General features: G+C 71.1%; 15 protein-coding genes and 1 pseudogene. 3 read left to right on the plus strand and 13 right to left on the minus strand.

Annotated elements, in window-relative coordinates; genetic code table 11:
• The first annotated feature begins 28 nt into the window (after nt 1–28).
• Complete coding sequence (locus ACQPXB_RS46295; RefSeq protein ID WP_432848356.1) at nt 29–343, plus strand: DMT family transporter; 315 nt, start codon at nt 29–31, stop codon at nt 341–343.
• Here ACQPXB_RS46295 and ACQPXB_RS46300 read toward each other — a convergent pair.
• Nucleotides 340–1,203, minus strand: coding sequence for a sigma-70 family RNA polymerase sigma factor (locus ACQPXB_RS46300; RefSeq protein WP_432848358.1), 864 nt, complete (start codon nt 1,201–1,203; stop codon nt 340–342). The genes ACQPXB_RS46295 and ACQPXB_RS46300 overlap by 4 nt on opposite strands.
• Before the next feature lie 79 nt (nt 1,204–1,282).
• On the opposite strand from ACQPXB_RS46300, the gene ACQPXB_RS46305 reads away from it, so the two are divergent.
• Nucleotides 1,283–2,020 (plus strand): SDR family oxidoreductase, encoded by a 738-nt coding sequence (locus ACQPXB_RS46305; RefSeq protein ID WP_432848360.1) that lies wholly within the window; start codon nt 1,283–1,285, stop codon nt 2,018–2,020.
• Here ACQPXB_RS46305 and ACQPXB_RS46310 read toward each other — a convergent pair.
• The 7 genes and pseudogenes from ACQPXB_RS46310 to ACQPXB_RS46340 form a co-directional block, all read right to left on the minus strand.
• Nucleotides 2,017–2,790, minus strand: coding sequence for a type III pantothenate kinase (locus ACQPXB_RS46310; protein ID WP_432848362.1), 774 nt, complete (start codon nt 2,788–2,790; stop codon nt 2,017–2,019). The genes ACQPXB_RS46305 and ACQPXB_RS46310 overlap by 4 nt on opposite strands.
• Before the next feature lie 55 nt (nt 2,791–2,845).
• Nucleotides 2,846–3,340 (minus strand): aspartate 1-decarboxylase, encoded by a 495-nt coding sequence (gene panD / locus ACQPXB_RS46315; protein WP_220244802.1) that lies wholly within the window; start codon nt 3,338–3,340, stop codon nt 2,846–2,848.
• A 12-nt stretch (nt 3,341–3,352) separates the two neighbouring features.
• Nucleotides 3,353–4,261, minus strand: a complete 909-nt coding sequence (gene panC / locus ACQPXB_RS46320) for a pantoate--beta-alanine ligase (RefSeq protein WP_432848365.1) — start codon at nt 4,259–4,261, stop codon at nt 3,353–3,355.
• Nucleotides 4,258–5,172 (minus strand): annotated as a pseudogene (locus ACQPXB_RS46325) (Rossmann-like and DUF2520 domain-containing protein); the annotation flags it as partial. The pseudogene ACQPXB_RS46325 and the gene panC, both read right to left, overlap by 4 nt.
• A 250-nt stretch (nt 5,173–5,422) precedes the next feature.
• Nucleotides 5,423–6,529, minus strand: a complete 1,107-nt coding sequence (locus ACQPXB_RS46330; protein ID WP_386944867.1) for a PrsW family intramembrane metalloprotease — start codon at nt 6,527–6,529, stop codon at nt 5,423–5,425.
• 847 nt (nt 6,530–7,376) lie between these two features.
• Entirely contained in the window at nt 7,377–9,212 is a 1,836-nt protein-coding gene (locus ACQPXB_RS46335) for a DUF6779 domain-containing protein (protein WP_432848366.1), read from the minus strand.
• A 69-nt stretch (nt 9,213–9,281) separates the two neighbouring features.
• The gene (locus ACQPXB_RS46340; RefSeq protein ID WP_366588741.1) at nt 9,282–9,743 is read right to left on the minus strand and encodes a DUF3180 domain-containing protein; all 462 of its coding nucleotides are present in this window, start codon (nt 9,741–9,743) and stop codon (nt 9,282–9,284) included.
• 61 nt (nt 9,744–9,804) lie between these two features.
• Between ACQPXB_RS46340 and ACQPXB_RS46345 the strand changes: the two genes are divergently transcribed.
• Complete coding sequence (locus ACQPXB_RS46345; protein WP_432848368.1) at nt 9,805–10,743, plus strand: MerR family transcriptional regulator; 939 nt, start codon at nt 9,805–9,807, stop codon at nt 10,741–10,743.
• 358 nt (nt 10,744–11,101) lie between these two features.
• Here ACQPXB_RS46345 and folK read toward each other — a convergent pair whose 3' ends face one another.
• The 5 genes from folK to ftsH are packed head-to-tail and all read right to left on the minus strand — an operon-like array spanning nt 11,102 to nt 15,784.
• On the minus strand, nt 11,102–11,596 hold the full coding sequence (gene folK / locus ACQPXB_RS46350) for a 2-amino-4-hydroxy-6-hydroxymethyldihydropteridine diphosphokinase (RefSeq protein WP_386944756.1): 495 nt from the start codon (nt 11,594–11,596) through the stop codon (nt 11,102–11,104).
• Nucleotides 11,593–11,952 (minus strand): dihydroneopterin aldolase, encoded by a 360-nt coding sequence (gene folB, locus ACQPXB_RS46355; RefSeq protein ID WP_432848370.1) that lies wholly within the window; start codon nt 11,950–11,952, stop codon nt 11,593–11,595. Before folB ends, folK begins: the two co-directional genes overlap by 4 nt.
• The gene (folP, locus tag ACQPXB_RS46360) at nt 11,945–12,751 is read right to left on the minus strand and encodes a dihydropteroate synthase (RefSeq protein ID WP_366588749.1); all 807 of its coding nucleotides are present in this window, start codon (nt 12,749–12,751) and stop codon (nt 11,945–11,947) included. The genes folB and folP overlap by 8 nt, the downstream gene beginning before the upstream one ends.
• Before the next feature lie 35 nt (nt 12,752–12,786).
• Nucleotides 12,787–13,413 carry a GTP cyclohydrolase I FolE gene (gene folE, locus ACQPXB_RS46365; RefSeq protein WP_366588751.1) on the minus strand — a complete coding sequence of 209 codons (627 nt, stop codon included), beginning with the start codon at nt 13,411–13,413 and terminating at the stop codon, nt 12,787–12,789.
• Nucleotides 13,385–15,784: an ATP-dependent zinc metalloprotease FtsH gene (gene ftsH / locus ACQPXB_RS46370; RefSeq protein ID WP_366588753.1), complete on the minus strand. Its 2,400-nt coding sequence runs from the start codon at nt 15,782–15,784 to the stop codon at nt 13,385–13,387. Before ftsH ends, folE begins: the two co-directional genes overlap by 29 nt.
• Nucleotides 15,785–15,942 lie beyond the last annotated feature (158 nt).

The following is a 15,942-nucleotide window of genomic DNA, read 5'->3' on the forward strand; positions in this document are numbered from 1 at the left end:
CTCCATCTCACTGCGGAAGGTTCTGATCATGGCTTGGCTCGTTCTCGTCGTCGCCGGCGTCCTCGAAACCGTCTGGGCGGCCGCGCTGTCGGCCACCAAGGGCTTCACGAAACTGTGGCCGACGGTGGTCTTCCTCGTCGCCCTCATCGCCAGCATGGGTGGTCTCTCGTACGCCCTGCGCAGCATTCCCCTCGGCACCGGTTACGCGGTGTGGGTCGGCATCGGTGCCGTGGGGACCGCCGTCTACGGCATCTTCGCCCTCCACGACCCCGCGACGATCGGCCGCATCGCGTGCCTGGTGCTGATCGTCGCGGGGGTCGTGGGGTTGAAGGTGCTGCACTAGAAAGCTGAAATCTCCAACGCACGCAGCCGCTCGGGATCACCGACCACGTCGATCGCCGTGATGCGGTCGCCGTCGAAGGTGAACGTGAGCACCACTTCGAGCCGGCCACGCGGTGCGAGCACGAGGGCAGGCGCACCGTTGACCAGCGCCACCTGCGTGCCCCGCGCGCGGGCCGAAGCGAGCAGCGCGCCCTTGCTCACGCTGCGGACGCCCCGCAGCACGACGGGCGCCGGAGCCCCGGACACGGCGGCGTCGGCCTGCAGCACCACGTCGGGGTCGAGCAGCTGCAGCAGCGCCTCGAAGTCGCCGCCGCGCGCGGCCGCCAGGTAGGCCTCCACGGCCTGGCGGCTGCGCGTGACGTCGGCCGTCGGCTGCTGCTCGCCCCGGACGCGGCGCCGGGCGCGGCTGGCGATCTGGCGCACGGCGGCCGGGGTGCGGTCGAGCATCACGGCGATGTCCTCGAACGGCACCGCGAACATGTCGTGCAGCACGAACGCGATGCGCTCGGCCGGCCCCAGCGAGTCGAGCACGACCAGCAGCGCCAGCCCGACCGAGTCGGCGAGCTGCGCTTCCGCCTCGAGGTCGAAGTCGTCGCCGCGTTCGAAGACCTGCGCCTCGAGCGAGTCCTCACGCCGGCGTTCGCGCGTGCGCAGCTGGTTGAGGCACTGGCGCGAGACGACTGTGGTGAGCCAGGCGGGCAGGCTCTCGATCTCCCGCGCGTCCACGCCGTCGAGCCGCAGCCAGGCTTCCTGCACGGCGTCTTCGGCTTCGCTCAACGAGCCCAGCATCCGGTACGCGACTGAGCGCAGCCGCGGCCGGTTCTCTTCGAACTGCTGCGCCAACCAGGCCTTTTCGTCCACGTGTCACATTCCTCCGTCGCGCGGGTTCACCGAAGTACACACCGACAATCCCGGTCACGTGACCGGAACGGAGGAAGAAATGAGCACGATCCTCGTCACCGGCGGCACCGGCACGCTCGGCACCCTCGTCACCCCGCTGCTGCGGGACGGGAAGCTGCGCATTCTGAGCCGCCACGCACCCGCCGGCGCCGCCGAGCACGTCGCCTGCGACCTGCTCAGCGGCGAAGGGCTGGAAGCCGCCGTCGACGGCGTCGACGTGGTGCTGCACCTGGCCGGCGGACCCAAAGGTGACGACGTGGCCACCGCGAACCTGGTCAAAGCAGCCGAACGCGCGGGCGTGGGCCACTTCGTGCTCATCTCGGTGATCGCGGCCGACCGCGTGCCGCTGGGCTATTTCACGCGCAAGTTCGAGGCGGAGAAGACGGTGATCGCCTCGGGTCTGCCGTGGACGATCCTGCGTGCCGCCCAGTTCCACGGCTTCTGCCTCGACGCGGTGCGCGCCGCCGCGAAACTGCCCGTCGTCCCCGTGCCCGGCGGCATGCGGTTTCAGCCGGTGGACGCCCACGACGTCGCGGCCCGGCTCGCCGAACTGACCCTCGGCGCGCCCGCCGGCCGCGTCCCCGACCTGGCCGGCCCGAAGGTCTACACCATGCGTGAACTCGTGGAGGATTACCTGCGGGCCAACGGAAAGCGCCGCCCCAAGCTGCCCGTCCGCCTGCCCGGCAAGGCCGGCCGCGCCTACCGCGCGGGCGACAACCTCAACCTCGACGCGGAAACCGGCACCCGCACCTGGGAGGAATTCCTCGCGCAGAACTAGCGCACGTTTCGTTCGTAGACCAACCGCAGCCCCAGCAACGTCAGATCGGGGACGTGCTCCTTGATCGTCTCCGATTCGCCGATCACCAACGGCGCGAGGCCGCCGGTCGCGATCACCGCGACCGGCTCGGTTTCCTCGCTGCGCAGTTCCCGCACAATGCGTTTGACGAGGCCGTCGACCTGGCCCGCGAAGCCGTAGAGGATGCCGGACTGCAGGCATTCCACGGTGTTCTTCCCGATGACCGACCGCGGCCGCACGAGTTCCACCTTGCGCAACGCGGCAGCGCGGGCGGCGAGCGCGTCCACGGAGATGTCGATGCCGGGGGCGAACGCGCCGCCGAGGAACTCGCCCTTGGCGGAGATGGCGTCGACGTTCGTGGACGTGCCGAAGTCGACCACCACGCACGCGGTGGCGTGCAGGTGGTGGGCGGCGAGGGTGTTCACGAGCCGGTCGGCGCCCACCTCCTTGGGGTTGTCCACGAGCAGCGGCACGCCCGTGCGCACGCCGGGTTCCACCACGATCTTCGGGAGCCGCGCGTAGTAGCGGCTCAGCATCACGCGCAGTTCGCGCAGCACGGCGGGCACTGTGGACAGTGCGCTGATGCCGGTGATCGCGTCGGCGTGCGGGCCGAGCAGGCCGCGCATGGTGAGCGCGAGCTCGTCGGCGGTCATGCGCGCGTCGGTGCGCATGCGCCAGTCGCCGACGAGCCGCTGGCCCTCGTACAGGCCGAGGACGATGTTGGTGTTGCCGACGTCGACGGTGAGCAGCAACGCGGACTTCCTTTACTGCGGCCCGGTTTCGCCGCCGACTCGGTGGGTTACGGGCTCAGCTTTCCGCGTGCAGCAACGCGTCGAGCCGGCGGGCGTCGGCGGTTTCGGCCACCGGGAAGGCGATCGTGTCCTCCTCGGGCAGCGTGACGGTGCCGCTCAGCAGCCCCGACCCCTCCGGCGCGTGGGCCGGATCGGTCCCGCGTTCGACGATCTGGTTGTCCTCGTCGACGAAGATCACCCGCGGCTCGTAGTTCAGCGCCTCCACGCTGTCCATCTGGCCGTAGGAGATGAGGATGACGAGGTCACCGGGGTGCACCAGGTGCGCCGCGGCGCCGTTGATGCCGAGCACGCCGCTGCCGCGCTCACCCTTGATCACGTAGGTCTCGAGCCGGGCGCCGTTCGTGACGTCCACAATGGACACCTGTTCACCCGGCAGGAGGTCGGCGGCCTCCATCAGGTCCTCGTCGACGGTCACCGACCCCACGTAGTGCAGATCCGCCTGCGTCACCGTGGCCCGGTGGATCTTCGACTTCAGCATCGTGCGGTACATCGTGGACTCTCCCTATTCCCCTGCGTCCGGATCCACGCTCGGATGGTCCACAGCCCGTCCGAGCAGCACTCCCACGTTGTCGATCAGCCGGGTGCTCCCCACCCGGGCGGCGATCAACAGCCGTGCCTCACCGTCGACGGGCGCCGGCCCGAGATCGGTTCCCCTCAGCTCCAGGTAGTCCACCTCCACCTGCGGACGCTCGGCGAGCGTCCGGCGAGCCATGTCCAGCACCGCTTCGGCCCCTTCGCGGCCGACGTGCGCCCCTGCGGTCAGCGCCGCGGAAAGCACCACGGCGTCCTCCCGCTGCTCCGGCGTCAGGTACACGTTGCGGGAAGACAGTGCGAGCCCGTCGCGCTCGCGGACCGTCGGCACCCCGATCACCCGGGTGTCGATGTTCAGGTCGGCCACCATCTTCTTGATCAGCACCAGCTGCTGGTAGTCCTTCTCCCCGAAGAACGCGTAGTCCGGGCGCAGCAGGTTGAACAACTTCGCGACGACAGTGAGCACCCCGGTGAAGTGCCCGGGCCGCGCGGCGCCCTCCAGCTCGTCGCCGAGCGGGCCGGGGTGCACGGTCACCATCGCGTTCTCGGCGTACAGGTCGCTCGCCTTCGGCGTGAAGGCCAGCTCGACGCCGGCTTCGCCCAGCGTCGCGAGGTCCTCCTCCATGCGCCGCGGGTACGCCTCGAAGTCCTCGCCCGCGCCGAACTGCAGCGGGTTCACGAAGATCGACGCGGCCACGATCGTGTTCGGCAGGCGCTTCGCGCGGCGCATCAGCTCGCGGTGGCCGTCGTGCAGCGCGCCCATCGTGGGCACGAGCGCCACCTTGTGGCCGACACTGCGCAGCGCGCGGCTCACCTGGCTGATGTGTTCGGGCGGCTGGTACGCGTTGAGCGTCGCGCGCTGGAACTTCGGTGTGGTCACGGGGTCTGCCCTTCGGCGGGGTCGTCGAGGAGGTCGGTCAGCTCGGCGGCGGTCGCCGCGTCGAGCAGGCCGGCGGCGTGGGACCGCTCGGCCGTGCGCCGGGCCAGTGCCCGGTAGGCCGGGGCGATCGCCGGCTCCGTTCCCGAGAGCACGGTGAGGTGCTTGCGGACGGTGCCGAGATCACCACGCGCCACCGGGCCGGTGAGGGCGCGGTCGCCGTGGCGCAGCACATTATCCAGTGCGGCCGACAGCAGTGGTGCGACGAGTCGTTCCGAATGCCCGATTCCGGCTTCGCGCAGGAGCTCCGTGCAGTCGGCGACGAGCGTCATCAGGTGGTTGGCGCCGTGCGAGAGGGCCGCGTGGTAGAGCGCGCGGGCGGCCTCGGGGATGCGCACCGGCTCGGCGCCCATCTCCACGGCCAGCGCCTCGCCGACGTTCCAGGCCACCTCGTCGTCGGGGGCCGCGGTGACGCCGATGCTGGCGGTGCTGAGGCGTTCGAGGTCTTCGGCGCGGCCGGTGAACGTGAGCACGGGGTGCAGCGCGAGCGCCAGCGCACCGGCCTGTGCGGCGGGCTGCAGGACGTCGACGCCGTGGGCGCCGGAGGTGTGGACGACGATCTGGCCCGGCCGCAGCGACTCCGTCGCCACGAGCCCGCGGACCATGCCTTCGAGGGCGTCGTCGGGCAGCGCGAGCAGCACCAGGTCGGCGCGGCGGACGACCTCGTCGGGCGGCAGCAGGGGGACGTCGGGCAGCAGGCGTTCGGCCCGCGCCAGCGACTCGGCCGACAGGCCGGAAGCGGCGACGACCGTGTGGCCGGCCCTGGCCAGTGCGGCGCCGAGGACGCTGCCCACCCGGCCGGCCGAGACCACGCCCACCGCGAGGCGGGCCGGTCGGTTCATGGCGTGCGCCTGTGGACGCTCATGGCTTGAAACTCCTTGGCTCGTTCCAGTCCCGCTCTTACGGCGCGGGTACCAGACGACGGCGCGAGAGTAGCCCCGTCGCGTCCGGATCGCGGAGCTCTGGTGACGAGCTTCACCCGGTCGTTCAATCGCGGAAGTAATTTAATCGCGTCTCGGAGATCTGTGCGGCGGAGGGCCGCCGCACCCCCGCTGAGCACGGGTTTTTCGGCTCGATCGAGCTACCCCGCCGGGGGGATGACGATCATCGCGGCTCGGCCGTGGTGGCGAGGCGCACGGCGTCGGCGCGAGCTGCTTTGAGGGTGCGCAGCAGCTCGTCCTGGCGTTGCTGGTCCTCTTCGCTGCGGATTCTGTTGCGCCCCAGGAACGCGAGCTCCGAAACGCTCGCCTGGTACAGCCCGACCGCCCGCGCCGCCGCTCTGCCGGACTCGCGTCTGGCCTGTCTGCGCCACGCGCGGCGCCCCGAGAGACTCGCCAGCAGGCTGACCTCCGACTTCGCGATCCACCGGTCGGCCACCATCTTCGGCAGCGCGGCCGCCACGATGCGCTGTTCGCGCCGCCGTTGCAGCACGATCACGTAGACCACGCCGATGAACAACGGCACCATGATCAGGAAGTACACGGTGAGGAACGCCTTCGAGCCGCCCAGCGTGGCGGCGCTGTTCCACAACGCGTGGAGCAAGACGCCCGCCAGATACCCGGCCAGCGGCGCGACCACCCGCAGCCACCGCTGCCGCGTGCGCGCCGCCACCCCGAACCCGATGCCCGCCATCACGGCGAACAACGGATGCGTGAACGGCGACAGCACCCCACGCAGGAAAAACGCGGCGAGCACACCCGCGTTGGCGCCGTTTCCGAAGCCGTACTCGGCGAACGCGCGGCCGAAGTAGTAGATGTTCTCCGTGAACGCGAAGCCGGCCGCCGAGAAGCCCGCGTAGACGATCCCGTCGACCACCCCGTCGAACTCCGCGCTGCGGCGCCAGAAGATGAGCAGCACGAAGGCGTCCTTCGCCGCTTCCTCCACCAGCGGCGCGGAGACGAGCGCGCTGACCTTGGAACCGTTCCCACTGCCGAGCAGGATGTCACCCACGGCCTCGGCGCCACTGTTGATGACCAACGCGGTGATCGTCGCGATGCACGCCCCCCACGCGAAGGCCAGCAACAGCAACTTCGCGGGCTCCGGCTCCCACCGGTCCACCCACAGGAACCCCGCGACCACCACCGCCACCGGCACGAGCGCCGCCAGCACCCCGATCGCGACCGCCCCCACCCCGACGCGCGCCGTGGCCAGCCCGAACAGAAACAGGCCACACAACGCCACGACGATCAACCCGACCACGGGCAACAACACCGTCACCCGACGCGGAAGGCGAGCACCGGGTCTCGCCGCTGAGCCCTTCGTGGTGGGGAGGGTTCCGTTCACGAGCGGTCACCATACGGGGGTGAGGTGTGCGGTGCTGGCTGTGGCTCTTCGAGGCCACGGTTTCCCCGCCGTGGCCTCGGCTGCGACGACCGCACCGATGATCTCGGGGCTCGGTGTTTCGGCTGGAGAGGCCACACACACAACGAATCCGGCTCGGCCAGCGCACCCGGCTCCGGCACCGGCCGCCGTTGCCGCACAAGCCCCGCTCCAGACTTCTGGCTCCGCGAAGAACCCGGCTCAGCCCGCCCCCACCGGCCTCGGGTGCGATTGCCGCGCAAGCGCCGCAGGTTTTAGGCCCAGGCGTCTGGCTCAACGATGAATCCGGCTCGAAGAGCGACCGCGCTCTTCGACTCCGGCCGCCGTTGCCGCGCGAGTTCCTTCGGGCTCCGGCCACTGGCTCCTGGCGCAGCGACGAATGCGCCGCTAACCGACGCGCTCTCCTGCTCCGGCCACAGCAGCCGAGCGGCCCAGCGCAGGGACGCTGCCCGGCCAGTGTTTCGGTGCCGTTCTCGGGTCACCGACGACTGCGCAGTGGCGCTGCTGTCGTCGCCTGCCGCGCGGCGGGCCGGCAGCTACCGGCGGCGACGCCTCCGGCTCGGGTCGAACCGGCCGTACGACCCCGGTCCCGCGGGCGTAGTGAGGCGGCGCTGCCATCACCCCCGCGCTTGCCAAGCGGCGAGCCCGCGAGGCGGTGCAGCGGTGCGGGGCGTCAGAAGGCTTGTACACAGCGAAAAGCCCCGGCCCATTCATGCTGGGCCGGGGCTGTCCGTGCGGTTCAGTCCTCCGCGCGACGGCGGCGGCGCGGGGCGGATTCGGCGGCGCCGTTGGCGGCCAGGAGTTCCGTGACTGACCGACCCGCCGCGTGGGAGCCGCTGGCCGGTGCGGGGTCGGCGGAGCGGCGGCCGCGAGAGGAGGTGTCCTCGGGGGCGTCGACGGGGGGCACGTTGCGGCGGCTCTGCGAAGCCCGCTCGGTGACCATGCCTTCCCACGCAGGGGGCTCGCCGTCCGGGCGACGTCGGCGGCCGCTGCCGGGCGTTTCGGCCGGTTCGTCGTCGGAACGGCGGCGGCGGCCGCCGGAACTCTTGGTGACGGTGCTGCGGACCGATTCCGGCAGGGTCGGGTTGACCGGCTCCTCGGGTTCGTCGCCCGGGTTCGAGTGGGCGCCGTGCCTCGTCGCGGGGGCGGAGTCGGCCAGGGGTGACAGGTCCGTGCGCGAGAACTGTTCCAGGCGCGAAGGCTTGCGCTGGCCCGGTTCCCCGTGCGACGGCTCCGTGGGCTCCGCCACGGGCGGGAGGTCGGTGCGCGAAGCGGTGGCCTCGCGGGGCTTCGGCGGAGTGTCGCCGGAGGAGCGGCGGTCGCCGAAGTCGGCGGACGCGTCCCAGGCCGGCTTCCACGCGGCCGTCGACTCTCCGGTCGGCGGGTCCTGGCGGCCCACGCGGGGCAGGTCGGGGCGCGACACCTCGGCGTGCGACACCGGCGGTTCGACGCGGCGCAGGTCCGGCCGAGACACCTCAGCGTGCGAGACCGGGGGCTCCACCCGGCGCAAGTCAGGCCGAGAGGCCTCAGCCCGTGACACCGGCGCCTCGACGCGACGCAGATCCGGCCGAGACGCCTCGGCGCGCGACACCGGCGGCTCCACCCGGCGCATCCCCGGGCGCGAAACCTCGGCCCGCGGCACCTGGCGCGTCTCCTCGAGCGAATCGGGCTTCGCGACCGGCGCGACGGTGCGCGTCGGCTGCGACTCGGAGGCGGCGGCCTGGCGGCGTGCGGCTTCGGCGCGCAGCTCGGCGGCCTTCACGGCGCGCGCGGCGGCCGACTCGGGCTCGGCTTGGGGCTGGGGCGACGGTTGCGGAGCCGGCTTCGGCCGGTTCTGCTTCGGCCGCGCGAGCTGCTGCGTGCGCTGGGTGTTCAGCGAAGCGGGCGGCTTGCCGTTCGGCCCCTGGCCCTGCCCGGGACCGTGCTGGCCCGTGCCGTTGGCCGGCTTGCGCCGCCGGTCGGTGCCGGGGGTGTCGAGCACGCGGTCCATCAGCTCGGTGGGCCGGTCGTTGCTGACCTCGACCACCGGCTTCTTCGGGGCCATCAGCTGCGCGGGCTTCTTGCCGTTGCCGTTCTTCGACTCCGAGCCGGCGGACACGAGCCGCTGGTCGTCGTTGAGCGAGCGCATGCGCGTGGCCTGCGCGGTGAGCGCGACGCGTTCGAGCAGCACCTCGCCGCCGAACAGCGACTGCAGGCTCTCGCGCAGCGCCGACACCTCGGCGCGCAGCGCGTCGAGCTCTTCGCGCGACTTGGCCTCCGCGGACTCCCTCGTCTCGGCTTCGATCTCCAGCTCGTACTCACGCCGAGCCGCGATCTCGCGTTCCAGTTCCAGTTCGTATACCGCCTGCGCCTCGGCGACCGCGTCCTCGCTGTGCGCCGCGTGCTTGCGATACCTCACGGCGAGGAAGGCGCCGATCAAGGCGGCCCAAAGGGCTGCGACGATTCCCAACCGGAGGAACCGGAGGTCGTCGCTGAGCACCAGTGCGAGAGTGGCTCCGATGGCGAGGACGAATCCGACGACGAGCCACGGCCTGCCCAGAAGGCGGCCGCGCGAGTCGTCACCCACGCCGGTCATGACAGACACCGTACCTTCTAGTGATCCGAACGAGACCTAGTCGGTACTTCGAGCGGCAGGATCTGGTCGTTAACCGGTCGTCGAACGGTTGTCAGGCCGCTCGTCACCGGGAGGGGTCCGGCAGGAGTGCTCGAGCCACAAAGCCGCAGCTACGAGCATCGCTGAGCACACCGCGCCGACCACCGCGGCACGGGTGTCGAAGACGCTGGCGACGAGTTCGTCACGTCGGGGAAAAACGTACGCGAACGCTGCCAGCCAACCCCCTGTCATGAAGGATCCGGCCAACGAGGACGCCTTCGCGAGCGCTACTGAGCGTGCGATGCCGATCGACGCCGTCACCCGTCCGGCCTTGATTCTCGACCTGATCGTGTAAGCCATGATCGCCTCGATCACAGCGAGTACTGCGAACGTGACTCCTGCCAGTGTCGGGAGTCGGGGCAGGTCACCGTAGGCGAGCTGGAAGACGACGTAGACCAGGACGAGGCCGAGAACCGCGGCCACCACCAGCTCACGGGGCCGGGTGAAGTGCATGGGGTCTACCGTACCGAGAGCTCTTGACCCTCCAGTGGCTGGAGACTCCACCATGCGTCGTGTGGGTGCCACCGCGGTCTTCACGATCGGCGAGCTGTCCAGGCGGACGGGGCTGCCGGTCAAGACCATCCGCTTCTACTCCGACGAGGGCCTGCTCCCGCCCACGGAGCGCACCGACGCCGGCTACCGGCTGTACGACGCCCACGCGCTCGCCCGGCTGGAGCTGGTGCGGACGCTGCGTGAGCTGGGGCTCGGCCTCGCCGACGTCGCTCGCGTCCTGGAACGCGAGTCGTCGGTGCGCGACCTGGCCGTGCGCCACGTCGAGGCCCTCGACGAGCAGATCCGCAGGCTCCGGCTGCGCCGGGCCGTGCTGCGGGCGGTGGCGAAGAGAGATTCCGAACTGGAGGAAGTGAAGCTGATGAACCGCCTCGCACAGATGTCCGACGAAGAGCGCAAACGCCTGGTCGACGACTTCTGGGCCGAGATGACCGAGGGCCTCGACGTGGACCCCGAGTTCTACGAGCGCATGGGCTCGGCCAAGCCCGAGCTGCCGGACGACCCGTCGCCCGAGCAGCTGGAGGCCTGGCTCGAGTTCGCCGAGCTCGTGCAGGACCCGCAGTTCCGCCGCCTGATCCGCGGCATGAGCGAACGCCACGCGGCCGACCGCGACGCCGGCGCCGCCACCGAGGTCACACAGGCCCAGCGCGACAACTGGCTCGCCTGGTCCACCGCCGCCCGCGCCGCCCTCGACGCGGGTCTCGGCCCCGACTCACCACAGGGCCGAGAACTGGCCGACACCATCGCCACGGCCTCGGCCGGCACCGGCGACGACCCCGCGGACCCGGCCTTCCGCCGCGCCCTGGCCGACAAGTTCGCCTCCGGCGGCGACCCCAGGGCCGAGCGCTACTGGCAGCTGCTGGCGATCATCAACGGCTGGCCGCCCATCCCGAGCGCCCAGCCCGAGGTGGGTTTCCTGCTGGCGGCGCTGCGGTCTGAGTAAGGGCGGGCCCGACTGCGTTACCGCCGAATCGGTGAACGGCCGGTGAACGGCGCCGAGTCACCAAAGCCGCAGGTCCGGCGTCCACCCGCGACACCCATCGGCGCGATGGCCGCCACCCCAACCGGGCGACGGCCACTGCGGCGAGCCTGGAACCTCGCCACAGGCGGGGGCACCATGCCCGCGGGTCGCTCGCCCCCGGCGGGTCTAGGCGAGCCGCAGGTCCGGCGAATGCTGAGTCCTCCGGCGCGACACACACCGGCGCAGTGGCCACCGCCCCAATCCGGCGACAGCCGCTGCGTCGGCGAGCCTGGAACCTCGCCCCAGGCGGGGCACCACGCCCGCGGGGAGCTCGACGGGTCTAAGCGAGCCGCAGGTTCGGCCGGAGGACGACACCCGCTTTGTCGTCCTCCGGCCGAGCCCGCAAGAGATCCGCTACGGGACCGTGGCCCAGCAGGACCGCGTCCGGTTCGATTTCCAGCCACGGGATCAGCACGCTGGCGCGGTCGGGGGTGCCGGGGTGCGGCAGCAGCAGCCGAGGGTCGTCGGAAACCACGGCGTCGACGGTCACCACGTCCACGTCGAGGGTCCGCGGCCCCCAGCGCAGCTCGCGGACGCGGCCGGCCGCCTGCTCCGCGGCCTGCGCCACCTCCAGCCACGCCCAGTGGTCGCGCGCGGGGTCGTCGACGAGGCAGACGGCGTTGAGGAAGTCCGGCTGGTCCTCGACGCCCCACGGCTTCGTCTCGTACACGCTCGACACGGCCACCAGCGCCGGCCCGACGGTGTCCAGCGCGATGCGCAAGTACGCCAGCCGGTCGCCGAGGTTGGAGCCCAGCGAGAGGACGGCGCGGCTCACCGCTCGCGCCGGACGGTGACCGCGACGTCGTCGAACGTCAGCGGGATCGGTGCCGACGGCTTGTGCACGGTGACCTCGACGGCGTTCAGCCGCGGGTCGCGCATGACCTCGTCGGCGATCTTGCCCGCGACGCTCTCGATGAGGTCGTACGGCTCGCCCGCCACGATCCCGGCGGCCAGCTCCGCGAGCTGGCCGTAGTGCAGGGTCTTGGTCAGGTCGTCGGACGCGGCGGCCGGACCGAGGTCGAGCCACGCGGTGACGTCGACGATGAACTCCTGACCGTCGTGCTTCTCGTGCTCGAACACGCCGTGGCGGCCGAACACCCGCAACCCCGTCAACGTGATGCGATCAGCCATCGGCCCGCCCCTTCCGCCACGCGGCCGCGACGGCGACCGCGTCGAGTGACGCGCCCACCTCGTGCACGCGCACTCCCCAAGCCCCGGCCGCGGCGGCCAGCGCGGAAATCGCTGCGGTGGCGTTCTCCCGCCCGTCCGGCGGCCGCGGCTCACCGTCCTTTTCGGCCAGCAGCCGGCCGAGGAACCGTTTGCGCGAAGCGCCCACGAGCACCGGGAAACCCAGCGACAGCACCGAATCCAGGCCGTGCAGCAGCGCCCAGTCGTGCTCGGCGTGCTTCGCGAACCCGAGCCCGGGGTCGAGCACGATCGCGCTTTCGTCCACGCCCGCGGCGAGCGCTTCGTCCACTCTGGACTGAAGCTCGCTGCGCACCTCGGCCACGACATCGGTGTACGTCGCGAGCTTGGTCATGTCCTTGCTGTGCCCGCGCCAGTGCATCAGCACCCACGGCACGCGGCACTCCGCGGCGACGCGCCCCATGTTCGCGTCGGCCAGCCCACCGGACACGTCGTTGATCACCCGCGCCCCGGCCTCGACGGCCGCCTCCGCGACGGAAGCACGCGTCGTGTCCACAGACAGCGCGACACCTTCCGACGCCAGCTGCCGGATCACCGGCAGCACCCGCTCCGCCTCGGTCTCCGCGTCCACGCGCAGCGCGCCCGGCCGCGTCGACTCGCCGCCGACGTCGATCAGGTCCGCCCCGCGCGCCCACATGTCGCGCGCGTGCTCCAGCGCCTGGTCGAGGTCGAGGTAGCGGCCGCCGTCGGAGAACGAATCCGGCGTCACGTTCAGCACGCCCATCACGGCGCACCGCCCGGGCCGGGGCAGGCCCGGGATCACGGGCGCCGGCCCTTGATCAGCTCGATCGCCTCCGCGCGCGAAGTCGCCGAAGTCCGCATCAGCCCCCGCACCGCCGACGTGACCGTCAGCGAACCGGGCTTGCGGATCCCGCGCATCGACATGCAGAGGTGCTCGGCCTCCATCACCACGATCACGCCGCGCGGCTCCAGCCTGCGGTCCAGCGCATCGGCGACCTGCGACGTCAGCCGTTCCTGCACCTGCGGCCGCTTCGCGTAGAGGTCGACGAGCCGGGCGAGCTTGGACAGCCCGGTGACCTTGCCGTTGGCGTTGGGGATGTACCCGACGTGGGCGACGCCGTGGAACGGGAGGAGGTGGTGTTCGCAGTTCGAATACATCGGGATGTCCGTGACGAGCACGAGCTCCTCGTGCGACTCGTCGAACGTCTTCGCGAGCACCTCGTCCGGGTCGGTGTAGAGGCCGCCGAACATCTCGCGGTAGGCGCGGGCCACGCGGGCCGGCGTGTCGCGCAGGCCGTCGCGGTCGGGGTTCTCGCCGCAGGCCAGCAGAAGTTCCCGGACAGCGCGCTCCGCCCGGTCCTGGTCGAAGACCGGGACCGGGCGGAGGCCGTCGTCGCTAGTGCTTGTCTGGTCCGTCCACGTCACGCCGTTGCTGCCCCTCGTCCGGCTGCTGGCCGTTCGCGCCGTCGGCGAACCAGCCCTGCTCACGCGGACGGTCTTCGGCGGGGCGCCACGGCTGGCTGCCCGGGGACGTCGCCGGGGTCCAGCCCGGAGGCGCCCCGTAGTTGGGCGGACCGCTCTGCGCACCGCTCGGGCCACCTGGGTTGTAGCCGCCTGCCGGACCGCCCGGCTGCTGACCACCATACGACTGGGGCCAGCGACCAGTGCCGTTCGGCCCACCGTTCGGACGGCCGCCGTTGGGCGGCGGAGCGTACGGGTTGGCGTTCGGGTCGGGCGGCGTCGGCGGCGCGTACGGCGGACCACCGGGGAGGTCACCCGCACCCGCGGCGGTGCCGACGGGCGTCGGCGCCGGCTGCAGGACCGGCTTCTCCTTCTCCGGCGGCGGCCACGGCTCGCCGCGCTCCATCGCCAGCTCGCCCGGGGTCTTGATGGGCGGCTTGTCCGACGGGGTGCGCTCACCGAACTCGTTGAAGACGGTGATGTGCGGGCGCTTCTCGACGGTCGCGAAAATCCGCTCGAGATCCTTGCGCTGCAGCGTCTCCTTCTCGAGCAGCTCCAGCACCAGGTTGTCGAGCACGTCGCGGTAGGTGTTGAGCACGTGCCACGCCTCGGTGTGCGCCGTCTCGATGAGCTTGCGCACCTCCTCGTCGATCTCGTGCGCCACCTCGAGCGAGTAGTCGGCCTGCCGGCCCGCGGAGCGGCCCAGGAACGGGTCGCCCTGCTCCTGGCCGTACTTCACGGCGCCGAGCCGCGCGCTCATGCCGTACTCGGTGACCATGGAGCGGGCGATCTTCGTGGCCTGCTCGATGTCGGAGGAGGCACCGGTGGTGGGCTCGTGGAACACGAGCTCCTCCGCCGTGCGGCCACCCATCGCGAAGACCAGGCGGCCGATCATCTCCGACCGGGTCATCAGCTGCTTGTCGTCCTCCGGCACGAGCAGGGCGTGGCCGCCGGTGCGTCCGCGCGGGAGGATCGTGAGCTTGTACACGGGCTCGATGTCCGGCATCGCCCACGCGGCGAGCGCGTGCCCACCCTCGTGGTAGGCCGTGATCTTCTTCTCCTTCTCGGAGATGATGCGGCTCTTGCGCGCCGGCCCGCCGACCACGCGGTCGACCGACTCTTCGAGCGCCACGTCGGTGATCACGTGCCCGTTCTGGCGGGCGGTGAGCAGCGCGGCCTCGTTGAGCACGTTGGCCAGGTCCGCACCCGACATGCCGACGGTGCGCTTGGCCAGGCTCGTGAGGTCCACGCCCTGCGCGATCGGCTTGCCCTTCGAGTGCACCTCGAGGATCGCCTTGCGGCCGCGCAGGTCCGGCGCCGACACGGGGATCTGGCGGTCGAACCGGCCCGGGCGCAGCAGCGCCGGGTCGAGGATGTCCGGCCGGTTGGTGGCCGCGATCAGGATGATGCCGCCGCGGGCGTCGAAGCCGTCCATCTCCACGAGGAGCTGGTTCAGCGTCTGCTCGCGCTCGTCGTGCCCGCCGCCGAGGCCGGCACCACGCTGGCGGCCCACCGCGTCGATCTCGTCGACGAAGATGATGCACGGCGCGTTCTGCTTGGCCTGCTCGAACAGGTCGCGGACGCGGGACGCACCCACACCGACGAACATCTCGACGAAGTCGGAACCGGAGATCGTGTAGAACGGCACGCCCGCCTCACCGGCGACGGCTCGCGCGAGCAGCGTCTTACCGGTACCGGGCGGCCCGTAGAGCAGCACGCCCTTCGGGATCTTCGCCCCGAGTGCCTGGTAGCGCGCCGGGTTCTGCAGGAAGTCCTTGATCTCGTACAGCTCTTCGACGGCTTCGTCCGCGCCCGCCACGTCACCGAACGTCGTCTTCGGCATGTCCTTGTTCAGCTGCTTGGCCTTGGACTTGCCGAAGTTGAGGACGCGGTTGCCGCCGCCCTGCGCGTTGTTCATCATCCACATGAGCAGGCCCAGGACAAGGGCCAGCGGGATGGCGAAGATGAGGATCTGCGTCAGGATGCTCTGCTGCGTGACCTTGGTGTCGAACTTGACCGGCTGCCCGTTGACCTTCGCGGAGACGAGGTCGTTGTAGATGTTCACGGCCGCGTTCGCGGGGTACTGCGCGACGATCTGGTCGGTCTGGGTGCCGTTGACGTCGATCTTCTGGGTCAAGGACAGCTTGACCTGCTGTTCCTTGTCCTCGATGCTGGCTTCCTTGACGTGACCCGCGTCGATCTGCGCGTTTGCCACGGAGATCGGAGCCTGGGTGTAGCCACGATCGCTGTCGAAGATCGTGTTGTAGGCGAACAACGCCAGCAACCCTGCGACGATCCACAGCAGTGGGTTCCTGAGCACGCTCTTCCGGTTCATACGACTCGGCCCTTGCGGCCTCGACCCTCCCTGGTTGGGCGGCTCCTGTGATACCCGCCATCACGATGTTGACAACCCGTGGTGCCCGGGCCAGTCCCACCAGGGTACCGCCCGTCCGGACGATCGACCCTTGTGAGCCTCACGCAGGTCAACGGCCA

It is taken from the genome of Amycolatopsis sp. CA-161197, assembly GCF_050942255.1.
GTDB lineage: Bacteria > Actinomycetota > Actinomycetes > Mycobacteriales > Pseudonocardiaceae > Amycolatopsis.

Coding starts and splice junctions, on each gene's coding strand:
- ACQPXB_RS46295 (WP_432848356.1), top strand. CDS start 29: ATGGCTTGGCTCGTTCTCGTCGTCGCCGGCGTCCTCGAAACCGTCTGG.
- ACQPXB_RS46305 (WP_432848360.1), top strand. CDS start 1,283: ATGAGCACGATCCTCGTCACCGGCGGCACCGGCACGCTCGGCACCCTC.
- panD (WP_220244802.1), bottom strand. CDS start 3,340: ATGTACCGCACGATGCTGAAGTCGAAGATCCACCGGGCCACGGTGACG.
- ACQPXB_RS46335 (WP_432848366.1), bottom strand. CDS start 9,212: ATGACCGGCGTGGGTGACGACTCGCGCGGCCGCCTTCTGGGCAGGCCG.
- ACQPXB_RS46340 (WP_366588741.1), bottom strand. CDS start 9,743: ATGCACTTCACCCGGCCCCGTGAGCTGGTGGTGGCCGCGGTTCTCGGC.
- folB (WP_432848370.1), bottom strand. CDS start 11,952: ATGGCTGATCGCATCACGTTGACGGGGTTGCGGGTGTTCGGCCGCCAC.
- folP (WP_366588749.1), bottom strand. CDS start 12,751: ATGGGCGTGCTGAACGTGACGCCGGATTCGTTCTCCGACGGCGGCCGC.
- ftsH (WP_366588753.1), bottom strand. CDS start 15,784: ATGAACCGGAAGAGCGTGCTCAGGAACCCACTGCTGTGGATCGTCGCA.